Source organism: Sphaerisporangium krabiense (genome assembly GCF_014200435.1).
GTDB lineage: Bacteria > Actinomycetota > Actinomycetes > Streptosporangiales > Streptosporangiaceae > Sphaerisporangium > Sphaerisporangium krabiense.
Genome location: NZ_JACHBR010000001.1, coordinates 4201692 through 4223260, shown reverse-complemented (window position 1 = coordinate 4223260; position 21569 = coordinate 4201692). Strand labels below are relative to the sequence as shown.

Genomic DNA, 21569 nt, shown 5'->3' with positions numbered 1-21569 from the left:
GGACCGGGACCGTGCGCCGCGCTCGCGCTCCTCGCCGGACACGGGCGCCGCCTGTCCCCATGGCCGAGGTCCGCGAGCTGATCTACGACGAGATGCCCGGCCTCGGCTCTACGACGAGATGCCCGGCCTCGGCGATCCCCCGCGGCTGTAGGGCTGCCGTTTACACCGACATCCGCGTACGGTGGGTAATGCGGTGACTTGCTCGCGCTCGGGTCGAGCGCATAGGCGACCTCTTTCGCACCGTGGATCGGACCCGATCGTGGCACGCCTGTCCGTACACACGGCGCACGAGCAAGACCACACCACCTTGGCCCTGATCGGCGAACTGGACGTTCTGTCGGCCGCCCGCCTGGACGACGCCGTCGCGGCGGCCCTGGACGGCGGCCATCACCACCTGACCGTGGACACCGCCGCTCTCACCTTCTGCGACTCCTCCGGACTGTGGGCCCTGCTGCGCGCCAGCCGCGCCGCGGGAGCCATCCAGGGCACCATGGCGCTCGCCAACGTGCAGGGTCCGTTACGCCGCATCCTGGACCTCACCAAACTCGGCGGCGCCTTCACCAGGGTCGGCGACCACGCGGCTCCTTCCGATCTCGACCGGGCGCACTAGCCCGCGCCGGCGGACGTCCCGCCCACTCTCGGCGACTCCCCGTCGGCTCGCAGGCGGCCGGCCGGCGGCGCGGGGCCGTTATTGCGTTTGCCCGGGTGGGGGTGCGGGTGGTAGCCACTGGACCCGTGATGTTCAGCGACAAACCCACTCTGACCGGCGAGCGGGTCGTGCTGTGCCCCGTGGGACCCGAGCACGCCGACGGCCTGTGGAAGCTCGTGACCGACCCCGAGACCCGGCGCCTCACCGGCTCGCACGCCCCGGCCGACCGCGACGCGGTGACCCGGTGGTACGCGAGCCGCCGCGCCCATGACGACCGGCTCGACCTCGCGATCTGCGACGCCGGCGACGGCGCCTACGTCGGCGAGGTCGTGCTCAACGAGCTCGACCCCGAGAACCTGGCGTGCAACCTGCGGATCGCCCTGATCGGCCCGCGCGCCTACGGCAAGGGGTACGGCACCGAGGCCATCCGTCTCACGCTCGCCCACGCGTTCGAGGAGGCGGGGCTGCACCGGGTGAGCCTTGAGGTGTTCGCGTTCAACGCGCGGGCCCACCACGTCTACGAGAAGGTCGGCTTCGTCCGGGAGGGCGTGCTGCGGGACGCGCTCCGCTGGGACGGCGAGTGGCACGACGCGATCGTCATGTCCGTCCTCGCCCCGGACTGGAAGGCCCATCGGGGCCGTCCCGCGCTCTCTTCCCCGGCGCCAGGCGGCGAGGAACTCCCCTGAACACCGACACCCCCGGCCCGCTCGACGCGGCCGGCCCCGCCCCCGCGCCCGCGCCCGGTGACGAGTGGCCCGCCACCCGGGCCGCGATCCTCCGCGACGCCGCCGGAATCGCCCTGACCAGCGGGGCCTACGCGGTCTCCTGCGGCGCGATCTGCACGGCCGCCGGGCTCACCGTCCCGCAGACCATGGCGCTGTCCCTGCTGATGTTCACCGGCGCGTCGCAGTTCGCCATCGCGGGCGTGATCGGCTCCGGCGGCGCCCCGTTGGCGGGCGCCGCCGTCGCCGTGCTGCTCGGCGGGCGCAACGCCCTGTACGGCCTGCGCCTCGCGCCCCTGCTGAGGGTCAGGGGAGCGCGCAAGGCACTGGCCGCGCAGCTCGTCATCGACGAGACCACCGCGATGGCCGTCGTCCGCGAGGACGAGCGGGCCGGGCGGCTCGGCTTCTGGGCGACCGGCTTCGCCCTGTTCGTCATGTGGGGGCTCGGGAACCTGCTCGGCGCGCTCGGCGCCCAGGTGCTGCCCGAGCCGGAGGTGCTCGGCATGGACGTCGCCGCGCCCGCCGCCTTCCTGGCCCTGCTGGCCCCGCGCATGCGCGGCGGGACGCCATGGGCGGCGGCGGTGCTGGCGTCGGGGACGGCGCTGATCGCCACGCCGCTGCTGCCCGCCGGCGTCCCCGTGCTGCTCGCGGGCGCCGCCGTGGCCGTGCTCGCCCTGTTCCTGCGGCGTGCCGCCGCGCCGTCCGCCGAGGAGAGCCGTTGATCTGGTACGCCGTGATCGCCGCCGCCGTGGGCTGCTACCTGTTCAAGCTGGCCGGGCTGTCGGTGCCCGAGCGGATCCTGAGCGATCCGCGCACGCGGCGGATCGCCGCGCTGCTCCCGGTGGGCCTGCTGGCCGCGCTGATCGCCACCCAGACGTTCGTCTCCGCCGACCACCGTCTCACCCTGGACCCGCGCGCCGCGGGCCTCGGCGTGGCCGTGATCGCGATCCTGCTCCGGGCGCCGTTCCTGATCGTCGTCGGGGCGGCCGTCGCCACCACGGCGCTGCTCCGCCTGGTGCTGTGAGGTCCATGGTCTCCGGTGTCGGCGCCGTGCCGGAGGGGTGATCGGTGGAGATCGAGCGGCAGTTCTGGCGTGCCATCGCGGTCTACCGCGCCGCCTCGCTCGGCCACGCGGCGCTGCTGCTCGCGGGCGCGGGAGGCTACGCGCGTCCCGTCCTCGGATGGCTGGTCATCGGCCTGATGGCGCTGTGGACGGCGGTCACCACGCTCGCCTACGCCACCGCCAGGTCACGCCCTCTCCTGGTCGCCGACGTGCTCGTGACCCTCGGCTTCCTGCTGTCCTCCCCCTATGTCCAGGGCTCCGACGCCGGCCCGGCGGGCGTCATGCCGATCACGGGCACGTGGATCGGCGGCCCGGTGCTCGCCTGGGCGGTGTACGCCGGACGCCGGGCGGGCGCGGTGGCGGCGCTCGTCCTGGCCGCCGCCGACCTGTGGCTGCGCGGCGCGCCGGGAGCCAACCCCGGCGTCCCCCTCAACGGGGCCGTCCTGCTGGTCCTGGCCGGGGTCGTGGTGGGCCACACAGCGCGGCTGACCAAGCAGGCCGAGGAGCGTCTCCAGCGGGCGGCGGAGATGGAGGCCGCGGGCCGGGAGCGGGACCGGCTGGCCCGGGGCATCCACGACTCGGTGCTGCAGGTGCTCGCCCTGGTGCGCCGCCGCGGGCTGGAGCTCGGCGGGGAGGCCGCCGAGCTCGGACGGCTCGCCGGCGAGCAGGAGGCGGTGCTGCGCGAGCTGGTCCGCGCCGGGCCCCGGGAGCCCCAGGAGCACGCGGACGGCGCCGGGCTCGCCGACGTCTCCGCCCTGCTGCGCCGGTACGGGTCGGCGTCGGTCACGGTGTCCGCGCCCGCCACACCGCTCCTGCTCCCCTCGGTCCGGGCCCGCGAGGTCGCGGCGGCCGTGGGGGCGGCGCTGGACAACGTCCGGCTGCACTGCGGCGACGGCGCGCGGGCGTGGGTGTTCGCCGAGGCCGACGACGGCCGCGTCACCGTCACCGTGCGCGACGACGGCCCCGGCATCCCGGCCGGGCGCCTGGCGGAGGCCGAGGCCGAGGGACGGCTCGGCGTCGCCCAGTCGATCCGCGGCCGGGTGGCGGGGCTGGGCGGCCGGGTCGAGTTCGTCTCCGTCCCCGGGCAGGGCACCGAGGTCGAGATGACCATCCCGGCGCCCGCCCGCCCCTGACGCCTCACGACCCTGTACGCCGGCCGGCCCCCGCCGGTCGCCGTACAGTAGCGGTCGTGAAGCGGCTCCGGGTCATGGTGGTGGACGACCACCCGATGTGGCGCGACGCGGTCGCCCGCGACCTCGGCGAGGCGGGGCATGAGGTGGTGGCGACCACCGGCGAGGGGCGTCAGGCGCTGCGGGTCGCCGCCGCCGTCCGCCCCGACGTGGTGGTCCTGGACCTGCGGCTGCCCGACCTGCCCGGGGCCGAGGTCGCCAGGGGGCTGGCCACCTGCGCGCCTCCCCCGCGCGTGCTGGTGCTGTCGGCGAGCGGCGAGCAGGAGGACGTGCTGGAGGCGGTCAAGGCCGGCGCCTCGGGGTACCTGGTCAAGTCGGCGAGCAGGCAGGACTTCCTGGAGGCCGTCGCGCGCACCGCCGAGGGGGAACCGGTCTTCACGCCCGGCCTGGCGGGGCTGGTGCTCGGCGAGTACCGCCGCCTGGCCGCCCGGCCGGGCGCGGACGACGGCGGCCCGCGCCTGACCGAGCGCGAGACCGAGGTGCTGCGCCTGGTGGCCAAGGGCCTGTCGTACAAGCAGATCGCCGAGCGGCTCGTCCTCTCGCACCGCACCGTGCAGAACCACGTCCAGAACACGCTCAGCAAGCTCCAACTCCACAACCGCGTCGAGCTGGTCAGGTACGCCATCGAGCGGGGCCTGGACGAGGGCTGACCCGCCTCACAGGCTCTCGACCTTGTACGGGTCGTGCTCGGCGAGCAGCTTGTCCAGCCGCGCCTGGTCGACGCGCGTGGTGACGGCCCCGACCTCGTGGCGGTCGCGCACGCACTTGGCGAGGACGAAGGCCGAGGTGACCGCGTACAGCGTGGCGACGGCGAGGAACGCGCGCACCCAGGGGTCGACCGGAAGGTAGGCGATCCCGATCGCGAGCCCGCCGAGCGCCACCCCGAACGACAGGACGCACTGGGCGTAGTAGGCGGTGGTGAGAGTGGGGTGAATCGGCTTGGTCATGACCACGATGCTCCCGGACCGCGCCGCCCGCCGCCTGAGTACACGTGCCCGGCCGCGCCTGAGTACTTTCGCGCACCCCTATTTCGGCGGGCCGGGTTTTGTCTTCCGGCCACAAGCTTTCCCGCCGGGGACTAACGTGGGCCTTCCACGTTGATCAGTGCTGATCAGTTGTTCAGTTGGTCAGGTGACCGGCCCGTCCGGTCGGCCACGACCCTCGGCGAGGAGTGAGCAGCGTGAATCCGTCGCAGCGACGCTGGGACACCGACGAGCGGGGCTTCGGGGCGGGGGACGCCGCCGTGTTCGCCCCCGAGGTGGAGGAACTGGCGGCCCTGGCCCGCCGGGACGCCTGGGTGACCGAGGAGCCCGAGGTCCACCTGGTGCCGCATCTGATGGCGGCCGGGGTGCCGGGCCTGGCCGTCGAGGGCTGGAACGTCGGCGACGACGGCGTGCTCAACGTCGAGGCCGTCGTCGGCGCCCACACCACGCACCGGGACGTCCGCCGCCGCCTGTGGGCGCTGCTCGGCTCGATCGCCGAGCCGGCCACCTCGGTGCGCGAGCACGACCACGAGGGCACGCTGGTGGTGGACGTGATCACCGGCATCCCCGAGGGCGAGGGGCCGTTCGCCACCCACGGCCACGCGTTACGCGTGCGCGTGCGCAGGACGGCCGTCGAACCGTAGCCGTCAGCCGCGCGGCACCTTGGCGGTGTCGTCCTCACGCTCGATCTTCCAGTTCTCGCCGGTGATCATCACGTACGCCATGCAGCCGATCGCCACCAGCAGGCCGGCGAAGAACAGGAACCAGTTCTGGGAGATGCCCCCGGACAGGGCGCCGGCCAGGAAGACGATCAGCCCGGCGGCGGCCGCGATCACGCGGACGTTGTAGCGTCGTCTCATGTCCCAGGCCCTACCCTGTGGGCCGGGACCAACCGCCTGCGCGGTCAAAGGGCGCCTGACGTGGCCGTGCTCGTGCCGGCCGCGTCCCCGAACTCTCCCAGCACCTGCCGCGCCGCGCCGCGCCACTCCGCGACGAGCACGGTGGCGTCGTCCTGCAGTCGCCCCTCGTGGTACTCCAGCACGCCGCGGACCAGCCGGCGCAGCGTCTCGTTGATCGGCAGCCCGTCGGCGCTGTGGCGGATGATGAAGTCCACGAACCTGTCCAGGCCGAACTCCTGGCCGTGCCGGCTCCGGGCCTCGGTGATGCCGTCGGTGTAGAGGAGCACGCGGTCGCCGGGCTCCAGCTGCTCCTCGCACATGGTGACCGGCACGCCGAGGTCCAGGCCGAGGGGGTGGGAGGGCGGGCAGCACAGCAGGCCGGGGTGACGGCCGCCGCGGATCAGCACGGGCGGGTGGTGCCCGCGGTTGATCCAGGTCAGCCTGCCGGTCACGGTGTCGAGGTCGGCGAGGATCGCGGTGACGAAGCGGGTCTCGCGGCCGAACTCGTCGATCAGCGTCCGCTCGGCCGCCACACTGGTCGCGGCGAGGCCGTCGCCCTCGCGGCGGCGGTTGCGGCAGACCGCGAGGGCCAGGTTCGCGGTCATGCCCGCGCGGACGTCGTGGCCCATCGCGTCGAAGATCGCCAGGTGCGCGGTGTCGCCCGCGATGGAGTAGTCGAAGGCGTCGCCGCCGATCTGGTACGCGGGCTCCAGCGCTCCGGCGATCATCAGCTCGCCGTTGGCGAAGGTGAGCGGGGGCATGATGTTCCAGCACATCTCGGCGGCCACGTTCATCGGCCGGGTCCGCACCAGGCGCGCGTAGGAGTCGCTGTACCACCGGGTGCAGACGATCTCCATGGCGACCAGCGCGGACAGGGCCCGCATCGCCTCCTTGCACGCCGGGTCGGCGGTGTCGGTGGTGACGCGCAGCACGCCGAGGCGCTCGGTGCCGTCCAGCAGCGGCACCCACCAGCAGATGGGACCCGCCTCGCCGCCGGTCCGCAGGAACCGCACCTCCTGGAAGGCGCGGCCGGCCAGCGTCGCGTCGATCTTCAGTTCGCTGAGCTCGGCGGCCGTGGGCCCGGAGGCGGCCGCTCCGGTGACCACGACGGGGCGCAGGATCTCCTGCTGCAGGTCGGCGAGGAAGATCACCACGTCGCGCAGCCCGGCGCGCGCGGCGTGCTCGGCGACCAGGGAGGGCACCTGCTCGAACCCCGCCAGGTGGCTGGCGTCGAGCAAGGCGGTCAGCATGCGTTCCGTACCGGAGCATTCGCCCATGAGACTCACCTAGCCCTCATCGGGGGGGTGGAGCGTGCACCCGAGCTGGGTCGCCAGCTCGAACTGGTCGAAGAAGACGCGATGGCTGATGATGCGTCCTCCCTCCAGCGTGGTGAACGTGCAGGTCCGCACCGCGATGGGGCGTCCGGTGGGCGACAGCGTGCCGCCTCCGGGCAGCAGAAAGGGGCCGAGATGGGTGCCGGACAGGACCATCTCCAGCGCCGTGCTCTCACCGCTCGGCAGGGCCGTCCAGAGGGTCAGCTTGATATCGGGGAACGCGATCATGAACTGTTCGAGCATCGAGGCGATCTGCTCGTGATCCTCGCCCACCCCACCGGGAGCGACCATGACGCCGTCCGGGTGGAACAGCCTGACCAGCGCGGAGATGTCATGAGCGTTCCATGCCTCGACGAACCGGTCCGTGAAATCGTCGGAGTGGGACATTGGCGCCCTTTCGTGCATGGCCGGGTGCCCACGCTCCCGGCACGAGGAAGTTCGCCGTACGGCGGCCCATCGGCTCCCTCGTGTCCAGTATGCGCGACGCGGGGGGTGCTCCTCCAAACGGGAGCACCCCCCTGACCAGCGCCTTCATGGCCGTGGCAGGCCCCGGAGGACGCGCGATGTTCCCGTGGGGGGTCAGGCGCTCGGGACGATCTCGCGGACCTCGCCGCGCAGCACGCCGAGGTGGCGGGTCGTGCGGACGGCCCCGAGCATGCGCCGGTCGTGGGTGACGAGCAGCAGCGTGCCCGGATAGGACGCCAGCGCCGACTCCAGCTGCTCGATCGCCGGAAGATCGAGGTGGTTGGTCGGCTCGTCCAGCACGAGCAGGTTCACGCCACGCCCCTGCAGCAGGGCGAGGGCCGCCCGCGTCCGCTCGCCCGGCGAGAGCGTGGCGGCGGGGCGCAGCACGTGAGCGGCCCTGAGCCCGAACTTGGCCAGCAGGGTGCGCGCGTCGGCGGGGGCGAGGGAGGGGACGGCGGCGCCGAACGCCTCCAGCAGCGGCTCGTCGCCGAGGAAGAGGCCGCGCGCCTGGTCGACCTCGCCCACCACGACCCCGGGGCCGAGCGCCCCGTGCCCCTCGTCCAGGGGGACCCGGCCGAGGATGGCCGACAGCAGCGTGGTCTTGCCCGACCCGTTGGGACCCGTGATCGCCACCCGCTCGGCCCAGCCGATCTGCAGGTCCACCGGGCCGAGGGCGAACGCGCCGCGCCGGACCACCGCCCCGCGCAGGGTGGCCACCACGGCCCCGGCCCGCGGGGCGGCCGCGATCTCCATGCGCAGCTCCCACTCCTTGCGGGGCTCCTCCACGACCTCCATGCGCTCGATCAGCCGCTCGGTCTGGCGGGCCTTGGCGGCCTGCTTCTCGGTGGCCTCGCTGCGGAACTTACGGCCGATCTTGTCGTTGTCGGGGGCCTTGCGCCGGGCGTTCTTGACGCCCTTCTCCATCCAGGCCCGCTGGGTCCTGGCCCTGGTTTCCAGGGAGGCCCGCGTGTCGGCGTACTCCTCGTACCGGTCGCGGGCGTGGCGGCGGGCGACCTCGCGCTCGGCCAGGTACGCCTCGTAGCCGCCGCCGTAGGTGTTGACCTGCTGCTGGGCGAGGTCCAGCTCGACCACCCTGGTGACGGTCCTGGCGAGGAACTCACGGTCGTGGCTGACCACGACCGTGCCGGCGCGCAGGCCGGCCACGAAGCGCTCCAGGCGGTCGAGGCCGTCCAGGTCCAGGTCGTTGGTCGGCTCGTCGAGCAGGAACACGTCGTAGCGGCTGAGCAGCAGCGACGCGAGCCCGGCGCGGGCGGCCTGGCCGCCCGACAGCGCGGTCATGTGCCGTTCGAGCTCGACGGCCAGGCCGAGGTCGGCGGCGACCTCCTCGGCGCGCTCGGCCAGGTCGGCGCCGCCGAGGGCGAGCCAGCGCTCCAGGGCGGCCGAGTAGGCGTCGTCGGCGCCGGGGCGGCCCTCGACCAGGCCCTCGGTCGCGGTGTCCAGGGCGAGCTGCGCGGCGGCGACGCCCGTGCGCCTGGCCAGGAAGTCGGCGACGGTCTCGCCGGGCCTGCGCTCGGGCTCCTGCGGGAGGTAGCCGACGGCGGCCGTGGGCGGGCTCACCTGGACGGCGCCCCCTTCTGCCAGGACCAGTCCGGCGAGGATGCGCAGCAGGGTCGACTTGCCCGCGCCGTTCACGCCGACCAGGCCGATGACGTCCTCGGGCGCGACGACGAGGTCCAGCCCGGAGAACAGCACGCGCTCCCCGTGCCCGGCGGCGAGGTCCTTGGCGACGATCGTTGCGGTCATGTCTGAACGCTATCCGCCCCCGGAGCGGACGGGCGCGACCGCGCGCACCCGGCGAGGCCGGTTACGATCACCATGTGACGGTGAGCGGCAAGGCCGGCGGCAGGCTCCTGGCGATCAGCGACATCCACGTCGCCTATCCGGAGAACCGCGAGATCGTCGAGAAGCTGCGGCCGAGGTCGGACGCCGACTGGCTGATCGTGGCCGGCGACGTCGGCGAGGTGGCCGCCGACATCGAGTGGGCGCTCGACCTGCTGAAGGAGCGCTTCGCCACCGTGGTGTGGGCGCCGGGCAACCACGAGCTGTGGACTCCCAAGGACGATCCCGTGCGGCTGCGCGGCGAGGCGCGCTACCGCTACCTGGTCGAGGTCTGCCGCCGCCTCGGCGTCCTCACCCCGGAGGACCCTTACCCGGTGTGGCGGGGCCCGGGCGGTCCTGTGACGATCGTCCCGCTGTTCCTGCTGTACGACTACACGTTCCGCCCGCCCGGCACCACCAAGGAGGAGGCCCTAGCGTGGGCGCACGACGCCGGGGTGGTGTGCACCGACGAGTTCCTGCTGCACCCTGACCCGTATCCGAGCAGGGACGCCTGGTGCCGGGCCCGGGTGCGCGAGACCGTTGTCCGCCTCGCCGAGCGCGACCCCTCGCTGCCGACGGTGCTGGTCAACCACTTCCCGCTGACGCGGGAGCCGACCCAGATCCTGCGCTACCCGCAGTTCGCGCAGTGGTGCGGCACGGTCGAGACCGCCGACTGGCACCTGAAGTACAACGCGGCCGCCGTGGTCTACGGCCACCTGCACATCCCGCGCACCACCTGGTACGACGGCGTGCGCTTCGAGGAGGTCTCGCTCGGCTACCCGCGCGAGCGGCGCATGTACGACCGCGAGGGCCGGGAGCCGTTGCGGGAGGTCTTCCCCGAGGACGCCCCGTGATCGAGCGCATCGTCCCCGCGTCCGTGGCCGGCGCCGACCTCTTCGAGGACCCTTCGGACGTCGAGCTCTTCCCGGAGGAGGAAGAGGCCCTCGCCCAGGCGGTGGACAAGCGGCGCAGGGAGTTCACCTCGGCGCGGGCGTGCGTCCGGCGGGCCCTGGACGCGCTGGGGCTGCCGCCCGTGCCGGTGGTGCCGGGGCCGCGCGGCGAGCCGGGCTGGCCGGGCGGCGTGGTGGGCAGCATCACCCACTGCGAGGGCTACCGCGGCGCCGCGCTGGCCAGGTCGTCGCAGGTCGCGGCCATCGGCATCGACGCGGAGCCGAACGGGCCGCTGCCCGAGGGGGTCCTTGAGGTGATCTCCCTGCCGCAGGAGCGCGTCCACCTGCGCGAGCTCTCCCGGCGGGACGCCTCGATCCACTGGGAGCGGCTGCTCTTCTGCGCCAAGGAGACCGTCTACAAGGCGTGGTTCCCGCTGACGGGGCTCTGGCTGGACTTCGAGGAGGCCGAGGTCGAGATCGATCCGGCGCGCGGCACGTTCGCGGCCCGGCTGCTGGTGCCGGGGCCCGCGGTGGGCGGCGCGCGGCTCCAGGGATTCTCCGGGCGCCTGCTGGTGGAGAACGGCCTGATCCTCACCGCCATCGTGGTCCCCGCGCCCGGCGTCGCGGACCTGCCCGCGCCCGGTGTCGCGGACCTGCCTCTTCCCGGCGCCAAGACGGCGTAAGTTCGCCTCCCCGCGCGTTCACGTGGGCCGGCCGGCGGGTAGGGGAGGTTGATGGCCCGCGCGGCCTAAGGGGGGATCCGCGATGATCGGCTGCGGCCTGCTGATACGCGTGCACGCCCGGCCCGGCCGGGAACACGACGTCGAGGGCTTCCTGCGCGAGGGATGCGCCCTGGTCGAGGACGAGGTGGGGACCGCGGCGTGGATCGCGCTGCGCGTCAACTGCACGACGTTCGGCGCCTTCGTGGCGTTCGCCGCCGAGGAGGACCGGCGGGCCCACCTGATGGGCAGGCTGACCACCGCCCTGCTCGACCGGTCGGACGAGCTGTTCGTCCGGCCGCCGACGATCGAGCGGGTGGACGTGCTCGGCGCGAAGCTGCCCGAGGCGGGGAAACGGCTTTCCCATCTCGGAGATCTTGGCTATTGACAAGAAAGTTTCCTAATGGATACTGCGTCTAGCAGGGCAGCGTTCAAAAGGAGACCACATGCTGCGACGTACCGCCATCCTCTTAGCCGGTATGTTCCTGGCGGGCGCGGGGGCGCTCGCCACCACCGCCCCCGCCCACGCCAGAACCCTCGCCACGGCCGAGATCGTGATGAGCCCGCTCAGTCTCGGCGACTACTGCGCCGCCAAGGTCTACTCCAACTCGATGATCGGCTTCTACCAGGGAAACCTTTCCTGCTACCAGCGCGGCACCGGCGGCAACCTCGTCTACGTCGGCAGCGGCAACCCCTGGCAGGCCTGCGAGTTCTTCACCCGCCGCGTCGTCACCGACTACCGGCAGGGAGTGAGCCAGTCCCTCATCTGCACGTACGTTCAGTGAGCCGCGTGGCCAGCCAGGCCAGCGAGAGCGGATAGCGATAGTCGATGGCGCCGTGGCCCGCGTCGAACAACTCGAAGTGGACGACGTCGGGCGAGACCCCGTTGTCCAGCAGCGAGCGGCGGAAGGCCTCGGCGCCCAGATCCAGGTAGTACTCGTCCCTGGTCCCCGCGTCGATCCAGATCGCGCGCATGGTCCGCATGGCGTCGGCGTGCTCCGGCACCATGCGGACCGGATCCCAGTCCAGCCACCGCCGCCAGAGATCGGGCCGCAGCTCTCCGGTGCGCGGGTCGACGGGCAGCTCCGGAGTGCCGTCCGGCCGGGCGGAGAACGCGGCGGAACAGCCGAGGGCGACGAGCAGCACGTCGTCGGCGGGGTCGGTGAAGGCCGGGCGGGACCGGAACTCCTTCCACCAGCGCAGGATGTCGCCGTCGTAGGCGCGCAGATGGCGCACCGCCTCGGCGAAGCCGGGCAGGTAGCAGTGCTCGTACAGGGCGTCGCCCGCGTGGGTGGCGAGCGCGCCGAACAGGTCGGGACGCAGCATCGGCGTGATCATCGCCCCGAACCCGCCGCTGGACTTGCCGGTGATGGCCCGGTGGTCGCGGTCGGCGAGCGTGCGGTAGCGGGCGTCCACCCAGGGCACGACCTCGTCGCAGAGGTAGGTGTGGTACCGGCCCGTGCCGGGCGAGTCCACGAACTGGCTGCCCCCGTAGGCCGTCCAGGCGTCCACGTACACGACGATCGCCGGCGGCGCCTCGCCGCGGGCGAACACCTGGTCGGCGGTCTCGACGAACGGCTGACGGAACGGGGTGCGGTTGCGCCACATGCCGATGTGCCCGGTGTAGCCCTGGATCACGTAGATGGAGGGGTAGGCGCGGCCGGGGTCGTCGTCGTATCCCGGGGGCACGTAGACCCACAGCGGGCGGCGGTGCGGGTCGTTCAGGGGATTGCCGCGCAGTGCTTCGCTGTCGATGACGTGCTCGTCGACGCGTCCTTCGAGATCGGCCTGCCAGGGCAGCATGAGATCCTCCTTCGCCTTTCCCATCCGTATCACGAAAACACGGCATGAATGGCGAAGAAAAAGCGTCCTGTGCGACCCCTCGGGCAGGCCGCCACCCTTTTCCTGTCTTCCGGCCTTCCCGGCTTTTCCGTGCTCAGGGTTTGCGCGCGACGACGACGTCTCTGATGATCGCCTGGTCGACCCGGTGCCGGAACCGGCGGTAGGGGCCGTCGTCCCGCACCTCCAGGCCGTTCTTGGCGAAGATCTCCGCCACGTCGTCGCGGGGGGCGACGTAGGTGTTCCAGGACAGCCCGATCGCCCCGCCCGGCCGCAGCAGCCCCGTCCACTCGGGCACCGCGGCGGTCAGCAGGTCCAGCGGGCGCCTGCTGAGCGCGCTCTGCCGGTCGCGGCTGCCGTGCTGGACGCCGTACGGCGCGTCGGCGACGATCACGTCGAAGGAGGCGCGGGGGAAGAACGCGCCGGCGGTGGTGGTGTCGGCGTTGACGACGGTGAGCCTGCGCTTGTCCCCCGCCTTGTACTCCTCCTTGGAGAGCCCGATCGAGACCTCCAGCCTGCGGGCGACCAGCTTGCGCTCGCGCCGCACGGGCACCACCTCGGCGGAGTGCTTCATGCGCTTGCGCTTGAGGTAGGTGCGCATGAACGCCGCGTACGCCTCGAAGTCCTTGCCGTCGACGTCCACCCCGGCCGCGTCGTAGCCGTACATCAGGGCCTGGTTGAGCGTGGTGCCCCGGCCGCACAGCGGGTCGAGGACGGCGAGCGGCCTGTCGATCATCTCGCGGGCGAAGTCGGACGCCAGGATCGTGGCGTTCAGCAGCATCTTGGTGAAGTGCTCGTTGGTCTTGCCCGCGTACTTCTGGATGGTGATCAGGTCGTCGTCGAAGCGGTCGAGCCGGCGCAACGGGACGGGCGCGAGCGTGCCGTCCGGGTTGATCGCGAACAGCGCGTAGAGGGACGACAGGTTGGACAGGTAGGCGACCTCGCGCTCCGACAGCTCGGGGGCGTCGAAGGTGATGTACGGGACGCCGCCGATCGGCTCCGCGGTGATCCGGCTCAGACCGCCGCCGAGGACGGCCGCGGCGAAGACCTCGATCTCGGCCTCCATGAGCTCGACCGACGCCTCGGCGTAGACCCGGTTCGCGGCCGGCATGATGAGGATCCCGTAGCGGCGTGTCGTCACCGGCCAAGTCTACGGACGGCGGCCCTCACCGGCGATTCACGTGCCGGAGGGCCGGTTCATCGCCTTGAGCATCTCCTGCACCTGCGCCGTGCGCGACAGGTCGATGCGGTGCGCCAGGTTGCGGACCTCGACGTTCTTGCCCTTGGCGTACTCGTCGCGCGCCATCGCGATGGCGTTGTGCTGGTGGGCGATCAGCATGGCGAGGAACGTGCTCTCGAACTTGGCCCCCTCCATGCGGCCGAGGTCGGCGATGTCGGACTGCCTGGTCTCGGAGTGCTCCTCGTGCTCGGTCTTGACGCGACCGCTGAGCGTGAGCGACTTCTTCCAGTCCAGCAGCCACGTGGTCATGGTCCGCACCTCGTAGGTCTGGGTGACCGCGATGGCGTTGGCGAGGTCCCTGACGTCCTGGTGGACGGCCTTGGTCCTGGCCATCTCGGCCATCTGGATCGCCTGCTTGTGGTGCGGGATCAGCATCTGCAGGAACTGCACGTCGGCGTTGTTCTTCGCTCCTGGCGCCGGGGGGAACGGCGGCAGCGACGCGGGCGTGGGGTACGCGGTCGAGGAGGGGGAGGCCCCGGCCGCGCCGCAGGCGGGGAGCACCATCAGGCTCGCTGCGGCGGCGAGGGCGAGGGCGGCGCGCTTCATCGTGACCGGCTTCTCTCATCGACGGTGTGCGGGGACACGTACGGGAGCGGGCCCCCCGTCCCGGCCGGGCCGTACCTGGCCGGGGCGGGGGCGGCCTCGCTCCCGGGTCACTCGTCCGGGCCCGCCTCCGTCGGCGATCGGCCGGTCACGGAGGCGGGACCCACAGGGATCGGATCAGGCCGTCGCCCACAGGGCGGGAACGTTCGGGGGCTCCCAGCCCTGGATCGCGGTGTGCGGCTGCAGGCAGCGGTAGGTGACACCGTTGTAGGTGACCACGTCACCGGTCTTGTAGGCCTTGCCCGCGGCCCAGGTGCCGCTCGCGGTGGCGGTGGGCGTCGGGGTCGGGGTCGGGGTCCGCGTCGGGGTGACGGTCGGCGTGGGGGTCGGGGTCGGCGTGCCGGGGCCGCCGCCACCGATCTGGAGGTCGACGCAGTTGTAGAACGCGTTGATCGTGTCGGCGATGTTCCAGACGGCGAGCAGCTTCTGCCTGCCGCTGAAGCCGGAGAGGTTCACCGTGTGCTGCACGGTCGCGCCGGGCTGCTTGCCACCGTCGTTGAAGACGGCCACGCGGGTGTTGCCGATGTAGTACTCCCACGTGCTGGTGGCGTGCCGGGCCGTGAGGATCCAGTTGAACGTCACCGAGGTGCCGACGTTCGTGGCGGGCCACGCCTTGCTGTCGTCGTTCAGCACGGCGAAGCGGGTGCCGCCGCCGTTGCAGGCGCGCGAGCCCTTGGGGGCCTCGACGCTCTGCGGCTCGTAGACGATGTCACCGCAGTCCGGCACCACGCGCTGGGCGCAGAACGCCTGACGGCTCGGCGGCTGGGAGATGTAACCGTGGGCCGAGGCAGGGGTGGCGGAGAGCACCGTGACGCCTGCTGCGACTAGCGCGGTCGCTCCGTACATGATCTTTTTCCGCATACCACGCTCCTTTCCTGGGGGGATGCCCGAGAATATAAAGGAAAGTTTCCTAAGAGTAAATAGCGGTCCCTTACCTGCGAGCACATCGTCAAGACCCCATTCACGTGACGGCCACACACCGCCACCGAGGCCCTTCCGGGACCGCGATCACCCGCGCGACGCGAGTGTCACTCATGTACCTGTAAGGAACGATCCAGGGGAATCCGGCACCGGCCTGCTATATGGATAGGTTTGCTGGGAAATCGACTACCCTGCGTAATTTTCTGCCCACGACGCGGCCCGAAGACGTCTTGTCGGAGACAGTGTCATCTGTCAGAGTCGTCGGGAAGATCCCCCTGGAACGACCGGGCCAGAAGGACGGAACCACGTGATCGGGCTGACGTCGGGCGAGCTTGAAGAGATCCTGGCCACGGTGACGGGCCAGGACATGGAGACGCCCGGCGAGGTGCTCCACGTCACCCGCACCGAGCAGCCGTCCTTCCTCGCCACCCTGTTGAGCGCCTGGGAGCGGGACGGACGCGAGCTCGGCCCCGGCCTCTCCCACGAGCTGTCCCGGTTCCGGGGCCGGATGGCCTTCTACCGCGACCTCCAGGAGCGCATCGCCGCCCGCTTCGGCGATCCCGTCACCTTCAAGGGCCTGGAGGTGGCCGCGCGCTACCCCGAGCCCCTGGTGCGGACCATGAACGACCTGGACTACTGGGTCCCCGACGAGGACCGGGTCTGGCCGATCGTCACCTGGCTGGTCGAGGAGGGCTGGGCGCTGCACAGCGCGACCTTCCTGAAGTTCGAGGGACGGCTCCAGTTCCTGGTCAGCATGCGCAGGCAGGCCGACGACCCGTACGGGCTGCCGTACGCCGTCGAGCTGAGCACGATGGCCATGCTCGCCGACCGGGTCGGCGTCCCCGCCCGGCGCGCGCTCCCCCCGCCGTGCGAGGAGCCGATCGCCAAGAACCTGGTGGCGCTGCTGCTCGAACGCTTCGAGCAGCCGTTCCGGGCCCGCGACCTGGTGGACGCCGCCGTGCAGCTCGACGGGGCGCCGCGCCACGTGCTGAACTCCTGCGCGCTCGCCGTCCACGAGATCGGCCTGTGGCCCGAGTACGCCGAGCTGGCCGGGCTGCTGGACGCCGCCTCCCTCGAAGTCCCCCGCCTGCCCGGCGACCTGCGCACGCTCACCCGTGCCGGGCGGGCGCGGCGGCGCGCGACGGCGGCGCGCGGCCTGCGGCGTCCGATGAGCTTCGCGCTGCTCGAACTGCAGAACCGCATGATGGCCGGACGTTCGGGCCCGATCGGCCGTCGCGCGTGGCGGCTCACCGAGAGCAGGGTGAGCGGCAGGACGGCGCTGGAGGCGGGGCTGGTGCTGTTCGCGCTGCCCGTCGCCGGCGACCACCACGCCGAGCGCGCGACCCTGCGCGAACGGGGCGGCACGCTGTGGGCCGACACCCCGGCCGGCGGGTTCGTGCTCGTGCACGGCGAGGAGATCGACGAGGCGGCGCTGGAGGGCGCGCAGGCCGTCGGCGGCCTCGGCGGCCCCGAAGGCGTCGAGAAGAGCGGCGAGGGGGACGCGTGAGGGCGCCCGTGCGCACGACCCTGGCCAACGGCGTCCCCGTGCTGGTGCTGCACCGGCCGGGCGCGACCGCGACCACGGTGACGCTGTGGCTGCTCACCGGCTCCCGGTACGAGCAGGAGTCCGTCGCGGGCGGCACCCACCTGCTGGAGCACATCCTCATGCAGGCGCCCCTGGCCGACGGCTCCGGCCGCCCGATCGACCTGCTGGAGGGCCTCGGCGGCGAGGGCAACGCGATCACCAGCCGCGACCACCTCGTCCTCTACGGCCGGGTGCCCTCGCCCGAGGCGCGGACCGCGCTCGCGGTCCTCGCCCGCGCGCTCGCCGAGCCCGGCCTGACCGAGGAGGTCCTGGAGTCCGAGCGCAAGGTCGTGCAGGAGGAGCTGCGGCTCGCCGCGGGCGACCCGTTCGACGTCGTCCACGACGTCTTCTACGACGTCGCGTTCGGCGAGCACCCGCTGGGCCGGCCGGTGGGCGGCACCGCGGAGAGCGTGGGCCGGGTGACCCTGGAGGACCTGCACGGCTTCCACGCGCGGTGGGTGCGCGGCGCCTCGGCGGGGGTGATCGTCTGCGGCGACCTCTCCCCCGAGGCCGTGCTGGAGGTCCTGGAGTCCGGGCCGGTGTCCGCGCTGCCGTCCGGGGGCGTCCCGCGCGAGGACGGCGGCCCGAGCGTCGGCGGCGGGCGTCGCCACCTGCCCCTGAACAACGAGTCGGCCGGGGTCGTGCTGGGCGGGCCCGCCGTGCCGTACGGCCACCGGCTGCTGCCGGCCTGGCAGGTGCTCATGGACCTGATCGGCGGGGCCAGCTCGGCGCTGCTGTTCGAGGAGATCAGGAACCGGCGCGGGCTCGCCTACGACATGTGGGCCTTCACCAACGCCTACCGCGACACCGGCGTGTGGCGCGCCTTCGTCGCCACCGCGCCCGAGCACGTGGAGGAGGTCGTGGAGACCGCGACCACCCTGCTGAACCGGCGGGCGGAGGACGGGTGGACCGCCGGCGAGGTCGAGCTGGCCACGCGGCGCGCGGCCGGCCTGCTCCAGCTGGAGACCGAGCAGTCGCTGGAGGAGGCTCTGCTCTACGGCCGCTACGGGCTGATCCCCGGCCATCCGTCCTGGACGCTGGCCGGTCACATCGAGGCCATCCGCGCCGTGACGGCCGAGGACGTGCTGGAGAGCCTGCGGACGGCGCTGAAACCCTTGGTGATCACGGTCGCCGGTATTGACTAGATCCGGGTCGGACCGAAAACTCTGCTTTATAGCGTTTGTTCGCTAGGAGTGCACGTAAAAGTCGCATTCCATCAGTATCCGGACAAGTTAGGGAGAACGGCATGGATCGTCGCAGATTGGCTCTTCGTCGTCCGAAGCCCTCCCGGAAGGGCTGAGACATGGACCGTCGTCACCAGCAGGCGCGCCGCCCCCGAGTCAAGAAGGGCTGACGTTACAGACCACCGGTCCGTAACGCCGCTCCGCACGACGTCCCACTGAGCAAGAAGGGATGAAACATGGCTCTCCAGGCACGCCGCCCCAAGATCACCAAGCCCAAGAAGAGGTAGTCGTGGACCGTCACAAGCACACGCTGCGCCGACCCAGGCTCTCGCCGAAGAAAGGCTGACCCATGGACCGTCGCCGCAAACTCGCCCGCCGGCCGCGCGTCACCACGCCGCGCTAGCCGTCCCTAAGAGACATCCCCACAGGTCGACCTGAAACGGAGTGATGGGTGACAGCGATCGATTGGCAGCGGACCGTTCTCGTTCTCCTTCCACCCGACGCGCTCAAACGTCACCTGTGCTCCCCGGTCCTGGACACGCTGGAGCGGCACGGGTTCGCGCCCGTGCGGTACGAAGTGCTCTGGCATCGTCCGCCCGGCCAGGACGCCTTTCACGAACGCAACATCACTTCCGTATGGAAGGCCTACTTCTACCGGCAGGTCGACCTGGTGTTCGACCTCGGTCCCACCCTCGCTCTGCTGGTAGAGGAACGGCCACACGACGACCGCGCGCCCGGGTCGGCGCACGCGCGGCTGCGTGAGATCAAAGGCGCGAGCCACCCCTCCGAGGCCGCCCCGGGCACGATCCGGCGGGACCTGCGCGCCGTCAACGCCATGCTCGGCGTCGTCCACACCTCCGACAGCCCCGAGGACTCCCTGCGGGAGGCCTCGGTGTTCTTCGGCCCCGGCCTCGGGACGGCGGTGGACGACCCCGCCGAGCTGCGCGGGCTCGTCGCGCTCCTGGAGTCAGGCGCTCCCGCCGAGACCAGGCAGTACGACGACGTGGTGACCGGGCTGCGGTCCCGCGTGGTCGCCGCCGTCTGGACCGAGCTGACCGCCGACGCCCGCAAGGCCGCGCCCGAGCTGGCCCGCGCCACGCACGCCGGCGCGGGGGCCGAGCTGGCCGCGCTGCTCCCCGCGGGCCACCCGCTGGCGGAGCTGCTCTCCTGCGAGTACCTGCCCGACCACCCGCAGGTCGACCTCGCCCGCGCGGCGAAGCGGATGGCCCCCTACGGCCTCACCCTGGACCCGTGGGAGCACGCGGTGCTCAAGACCTCCATGACCTTCCCGCCGCTGCGCCAGGACACCTAGCGGGCCCGCGGCTCAGAACGCCAGTACGGTTCCGGCGCTGTCGGCCACCACCCGGGCCAGCGCCGGGTCCTCGGCGCGCACCCAGCCGGGCATCTCGACGGCCTCGCACCCGCGCGACATCTTGGCGCGCCAGGTGGCCTGCCCGTAGTGGACGCGCCGCACCCCGGCCTCCGGGGCGAGGCGGACGGGCTCGTAGAAGACCGTCGCGAAGTAGGCGTTGCGCGACTCGGCGCGGGCGTAGTCCATGCCGGTGCTCACGCAGTACCAGACGTCGCCGTACCGGGCGAAGAGCCCGTAGCCGACCAGCGTGCCGTCCCGCTCGGCGCGGAACAGCAGAGGGTCGCGCAGGGCGCACAGCCCTCGCAGCCGGGCGCGCACCTTGGCCCGGTCGGCGGGCCCGCCGTTGTACTTGGCCGAGTGGGCGCACTTGAGCGTCACGACGTCCTCGGGGACGTCCGTCACCGGGACCGCGCGCACCCGCACGCCCGCGGCGGCCAGCACGCGCAGCTCCCTGCGGGTCTCGGTGCGCTGCTTGCGCGGCAGGGCGGCCAGGTAGTCGTCGAACCCGGCGCCGGGCAGGGGCAGCTCGCAGGAGTAGCTGAGCGGGACGCGGGTGAAGCCGTGCCCGGGCAGCGCCTGCCGGAGCGCCGCCGCGCCCGGCGGCGTGTAGAGGAACGCGACGGCGCGCAGCTCCTGCTCCTTCGCCCAGGCGACGATCGCGCCGACCAGCTCCGACAGCGCGCCCGGGTCGGCGGCCAGCGGGCCGAGCGCGTGGCACTCGTAGCCGGGCAGCATCACGACCAGATTGGGGTACCAGCTCTCCGCGGGCGGCGGCCGCCAGGTGGCGCGCGCGGCCCGCGACGCCTCGCTCAGCGGGAACACCCGCGGGTCGCCCGCCAGGATGTACGGCAGGTCGAAGATCTCGCCGGTCGCCTCGCGGTCCAGGACGGTGCCGTAGAGCGCCAGGCGGGTCTCCCCCGCCTCGCGCAGCGCGAAGGTGTAGGCGGCGCCGGGGACGCGGCCGCGCATCGCGTCCAGCCATTCCGTGGTCGCGAACATGGGCCCGCCGGCGCTCAGCCGGTCCCAGTCCGCGACGCGACCGGGGACCGCCGCGAACGCCCGCATCAGACGGCGCGCAGGCAGGCGTCGAGGGGAACGGGCGTGAGGCCGTGTTTGAGCTTGAAGGCGTGGTTGCCGCGACCGCCCTCCATGACCAGGCGGCCCTGGCTCAGCGCCTGCTCGGCCGTCGCCGCGAACAGGACCGGGTAGGGGCTGTAGTTGCCGCCGATCTCGTAGTCCACCCCGCAGGCCCAGGCGTGGAAGCGGGTCTCGTCGCGCAGGCAGACGCCCGCGGCGACCAGCCGGTCCCGCTCCCGCACCTCGATCAGGCAGGCGTTGGCGCCGAGCGCGGTGACGAAGCCGGCGAACAGCTCGGGCGGGTAGAAGGCGCCGGTGCCGTGCCGGTCGGAGGTGGCGGCGCACAGGGCGGCGACCTCCATCAGGTCCCCGTCGGCGGTGTCCATGGCGCGGACGGTCACCCCGGCCTCGGCCGCCCTGCGGCCGTTGCGGCGCAGGTTCGCCCGGCCTCGCGGTCGGGCGGCGGCGATGTACCCCTCGACGTCGGTCATGCCGCGCAGGTCGACGCGGAAGCGGTCCTCGATGTGCTCGGCGGGGAAGCCCTCGGCGACCAGGGCGGCGCCGAGCGCCGAGCCGCGCGGCACGTTGATGAAGCCGTACCAGTCGGCGCCCAGCTCGGCGGCGAGGTCGCGCATGGCCGCGACGACCACGCCGGTGTGCGGCTCGCCGGGCAGCCACGCGTCGTAGCAGTGCCAGACGTGGCTGAGCAGGCCGCGGTCGTCCGCGGCGACGGGGTAGCGGGGCCGGAGGTGGCCGAGGGGGTCGACGCCGCGCAGCAGCGAGACGGGCAGAACGGTGACGGCCCGCCCGGCGTCGCGTACGACGAAATAGAAGAACGCCTCGACGTCCGTCAGCGGAAAACGCTCGTAGGCGCGCAAATAGCCCAGGCGATAAAACACCGGCGCGCCCGCCCTAGATACAACATCATCCCATTCGGCTTCGTCAACGGTATCGACCGACTTATGTACTTCGACGGTCAAAGACGAGCTCATGAC

General features: G+C 72.5%; 25 protein-coding genes. 14 read left to right on the top strand and 11 right to left on the bottom strand.

Annotation, left to right across the window (positions count from 1 at the left end; all coding sequences use genetic code 11):
* Positions 1-259 precede the first annotated feature (259 nt).
* The 6 genes from BJ981_RS18685 to BJ981_RS18660 all read left to right on the top strand — a co-directional run bounded on the left by BJ981_RS18685 (position 260) and on the right by BJ981_RS18660 (position 4274).
* On the top strand, positions 260-610 hold the full coding sequence (locus BJ981_RS18685) for an STAS domain-containing protein (protein ID WP_184612600.1): 351 nt from the start codon (positions 260-262) through the stop codon (positions 608-610).
* Between the two features lie 128 nt (positions 611-738).
* Positions 739-1335 carry a GNAT family N-acetyltransferase gene (locus BJ981_RS18680; protein WP_184612599.1) on the top strand — a complete coding sequence of 199 codons (597 nt, stop codon included), beginning with the start codon at positions 739-741 and terminating at the stop codon, positions 1333-1335.
* Positions 1230-2093, top strand: coding sequence for an AzlC family ABC transporter permease (locus BJ981_RS18675; protein WP_239139219.1), 864 nt, complete (start codon positions 1230-1232; stop codon positions 2091-2093). The genes BJ981_RS18680 and BJ981_RS18675 overlap by 106 nt, the downstream gene beginning before the upstream one ends.
* A complete protein-coding gene (locus BJ981_RS18670; protein WP_184612598.1) occupies positions 2090-2395 on the top strand; it encodes a branched-chain amino acid transport AzlD family protein in 306 nt (101 codons plus the stop codon). Before BJ981_RS18675 ends, BJ981_RS18670 begins: the two co-directional genes overlap by 4 nt.
* 44 nt (positions 2396-2439) lie before the next feature.
* A complete protein-coding gene (gene macS, locus BJ981_RS18665; RefSeq protein ID WP_184612597.1) occupies positions 2440-3567 on the top strand; it encodes a MacS family sensor histidine kinase in 1128 nt (375 codons plus the stop codon).
* A 74-nt stretch (positions 3568-3641) separates the two neighbouring features.
* Positions 3642-4274, top strand: a complete 633-nt coding sequence (locus tag BJ981_RS18660; RefSeq protein ID WP_184616228.1) for a response regulator — start codon at positions 3642-3644, stop codon at positions 4272-4274.
* A 6-nt stretch (positions 4275-4280) separates the two neighbouring features.
* Here the strand turns inward: BJ981_RS18660 and BJ981_RS18655 are convergent, their stop codons facing one another.
* Positions 4281-4571 carry a YiaA/YiaB family inner membrane protein gene (locus BJ981_RS18655; protein WP_184612596.1) on the bottom strand — a complete coding sequence of 97 codons (291 nt, stop codon included), beginning with the start codon at positions 4569-4571 and terminating at the stop codon, positions 4281-4283.
* A gap of 233 nt (positions 4572-4804) precedes the next feature.
* Here BJ981_RS18655 and BJ981_RS18650 point away from each other — a divergent pair, with 233 nt between their 5' ends.
* Entirely contained in the window at positions 4805-5251 is a 447-nt protein-coding gene (locus tag BJ981_RS18650) for a hypothetical protein (RefSeq protein ID WP_184612595.1), read from the top strand.
* A gap of 3 nt (positions 5252-5254) precedes the next feature.
* On the opposite strand, the gene BJ981_RS18645 is transcribed toward BJ981_RS18650, so the two are convergent.
* The 4 genes from BJ981_RS18645 to BJ981_RS18630 all read right to left on the bottom strand — a co-directional run bounded on the left by BJ981_RS18645 (position 5255) and on the right by BJ981_RS18630 (position 9069).
* A complete protein-coding gene (locus BJ981_RS18645; RefSeq protein WP_184612594.1) occupies positions 5255-5467 on the bottom strand; it encodes a hypothetical protein in 213 nt (70 codons plus the stop codon).
* A gap of 44 nt (positions 5468-5511) precedes the next feature.
* Entirely contained in the window at positions 5512-6783 is a 1272-nt protein-coding gene (locus BJ981_RS18640) for a PP2C family protein-serine/threonine phosphatase (protein WP_204070239.1), read from the bottom strand.
* A gap of 9 nt (positions 6784-6792) precedes the next feature.
* Complete coding sequence (locus tag BJ981_RS18635) at positions 6793-7227, bottom strand: ester cyclase (RefSeq protein WP_184612593.1); 435 nt, start codon at positions 7225-7227, stop codon at positions 6793-6795.
* A gap of 192 nt (positions 7228-7419) precedes the next feature.
* A complete protein-coding gene (locus BJ981_RS18630) occupies positions 7420-9069 on the bottom strand; it encodes an ABC-F family ATP-binding cassette domain-containing protein (protein WP_184612592.1) in 1650 nt (549 codons plus the stop codon).
* 74 nt (positions 9070-9143) lie between these two features.
* Here BJ981_RS18630 and BJ981_RS18625 point away from each other — a divergent pair, with 74 nt between their 5' ends.
* The 4 genes from BJ981_RS18625 (at position 9144) to BJ981_RS18610 (ending at position 11538) form a co-directional block, all read left to right on the top strand.
* Entirely contained in the window at positions 9144-9998 is an 855-nt protein-coding gene (locus tag BJ981_RS18625) for a metallophosphoesterase family protein (RefSeq protein WP_372436901.1), read from the top strand.
* Positions 9995-10717 (top strand): 4'-phosphopantetheinyl transferase family protein, encoded by a 723-nt coding sequence (locus BJ981_RS18620; protein WP_184612591.1) that lies wholly within the window; start codon positions 9995-9997, stop codon positions 10715-10717. The genes BJ981_RS18625 and BJ981_RS18620 overlap by 4 nt, the downstream gene beginning before the upstream one ends.
* Positions 10718-10799: 82 nt before the next feature.
* Positions 10800-11141 carry a putative quinol monooxygenase gene (locus tag BJ981_RS18615; RefSeq protein WP_184612590.1) on the top strand — a complete coding sequence of 114 codons (342 nt, stop codon included), beginning with the start codon at positions 10800-10802 and terminating at the stop codon, positions 11139-11141.
* Positions 11142-11199: 58 nt separating this feature from the next.
* Positions 11200-11538 (top strand): hypothetical protein, encoded by a 339-nt coding sequence (locus tag BJ981_RS18610; RefSeq protein ID WP_184612589.1) that lies wholly within the window; start codon positions 11200-11202, stop codon positions 11536-11538.
* Here the strand turns inward: BJ981_RS18610 and BJ981_RS18605 are convergent.
* From BJ981_RS18605 to BJ981_RS18590, 4 genes are all read right to left on the bottom strand, one after another.
* Positions 11516-12556 (bottom strand): alpha/beta hydrolase-fold protein, encoded by a 1041-nt coding sequence (locus BJ981_RS18605; RefSeq protein WP_184612588.1) that lies wholly within the window; start codon positions 12554-12556, stop codon positions 11516-11518. The genes BJ981_RS18610 and BJ981_RS18605 overlap by 23 nt on opposite strands.
* 133 nt (positions 12557-12689) lie before the next feature.
* Positions 12690-13733 (bottom strand): TRM11 family SAM-dependent methyltransferase, encoded by a 1044-nt coding sequence (locus BJ981_RS18600; protein WP_204070237.1) that lies wholly within the window; start codon positions 13731-13733, stop codon positions 12690-12692.
* A gap of 36 nt (positions 13734-13769) precedes the next feature.
* On the bottom strand, positions 13770-14378 hold the full coding sequence (locus BJ981_RS18595) for a DUF305 domain-containing protein (protein ID WP_184612587.1): 609 nt from the start codon (positions 14376-14378) through the stop codon (positions 13770-13772).
* A gap of 174 nt (positions 14379-14552) precedes the next feature.
* Positions 14553-15296, bottom strand: a complete 744-nt coding sequence (locus BJ981_RS18590; RefSeq protein ID WP_184612586.1) for a lytic polysaccharide monooxygenase — start codon at positions 15294-15296, stop codon at positions 14553-14555.
* A 367-nt stretch (positions 15297-15663) separates the two neighbouring features.
* Here BJ981_RS18590 and BJ981_RS18585 point away from each other — a divergent pair, with 367 nt between their 5' ends.
* From BJ981_RS18585 to BJ981_RS18575, 3 genes are all read left to right on the top strand, one after another.
* Entirely contained in the window at positions 15664-16863 is a 1200-nt protein-coding gene (locus BJ981_RS18585) for a nucleotidyltransferase family protein (protein WP_184612585.1), read from the top strand.
* Positions 16860-18086, top strand: coding sequence for a M16 family metallopeptidase (locus tag BJ981_RS18580; RefSeq protein WP_184612584.1), 1227 nt, complete (start codon positions 16860-16862; stop codon positions 18084-18086). Before BJ981_RS18585 ends, BJ981_RS18580 begins: the two co-directional genes overlap by 4 nt.
* Positions 18087-18576: 490 nt before the next feature.
* Entirely contained in the window at positions 18577-19437 is an 861-nt protein-coding gene (locus tag BJ981_RS18575) for a nucleoside-diphosphate kinase (RefSeq protein ID WP_184612583.1), read from the top strand.
* 12 nt (positions 19438-19449) lie between these two features.
* Here the strand turns inward: BJ981_RS18575 and BJ981_RS18570 are convergent, their stop codons facing one another.
* The gene (locus BJ981_RS18570; RefSeq protein WP_184612582.1) at positions 19450-20562 is read right to left on the bottom strand and encodes a GNAT family N-acetyltransferase; all 1113 of its coding nucleotides are present in this window, start codon (positions 20560-20562) and stop codon (positions 19450-19452) included.
* The gene (locus tag BJ981_RS18565; protein ID WP_184612581.1) at positions 20562-21473 is read right to left on the bottom strand and encodes a GNAT family N-acetyltransferase; all 912 of its coding nucleotides are present in this window, start codon (positions 21471-21473) and stop codon (positions 20562-20564) included. Before BJ981_RS18565 ends, BJ981_RS18570 begins: the two co-directional genes overlap by 1 nt.
* Between the last annotated feature and the right edge of the window lie 96 nt (positions 21474-21569).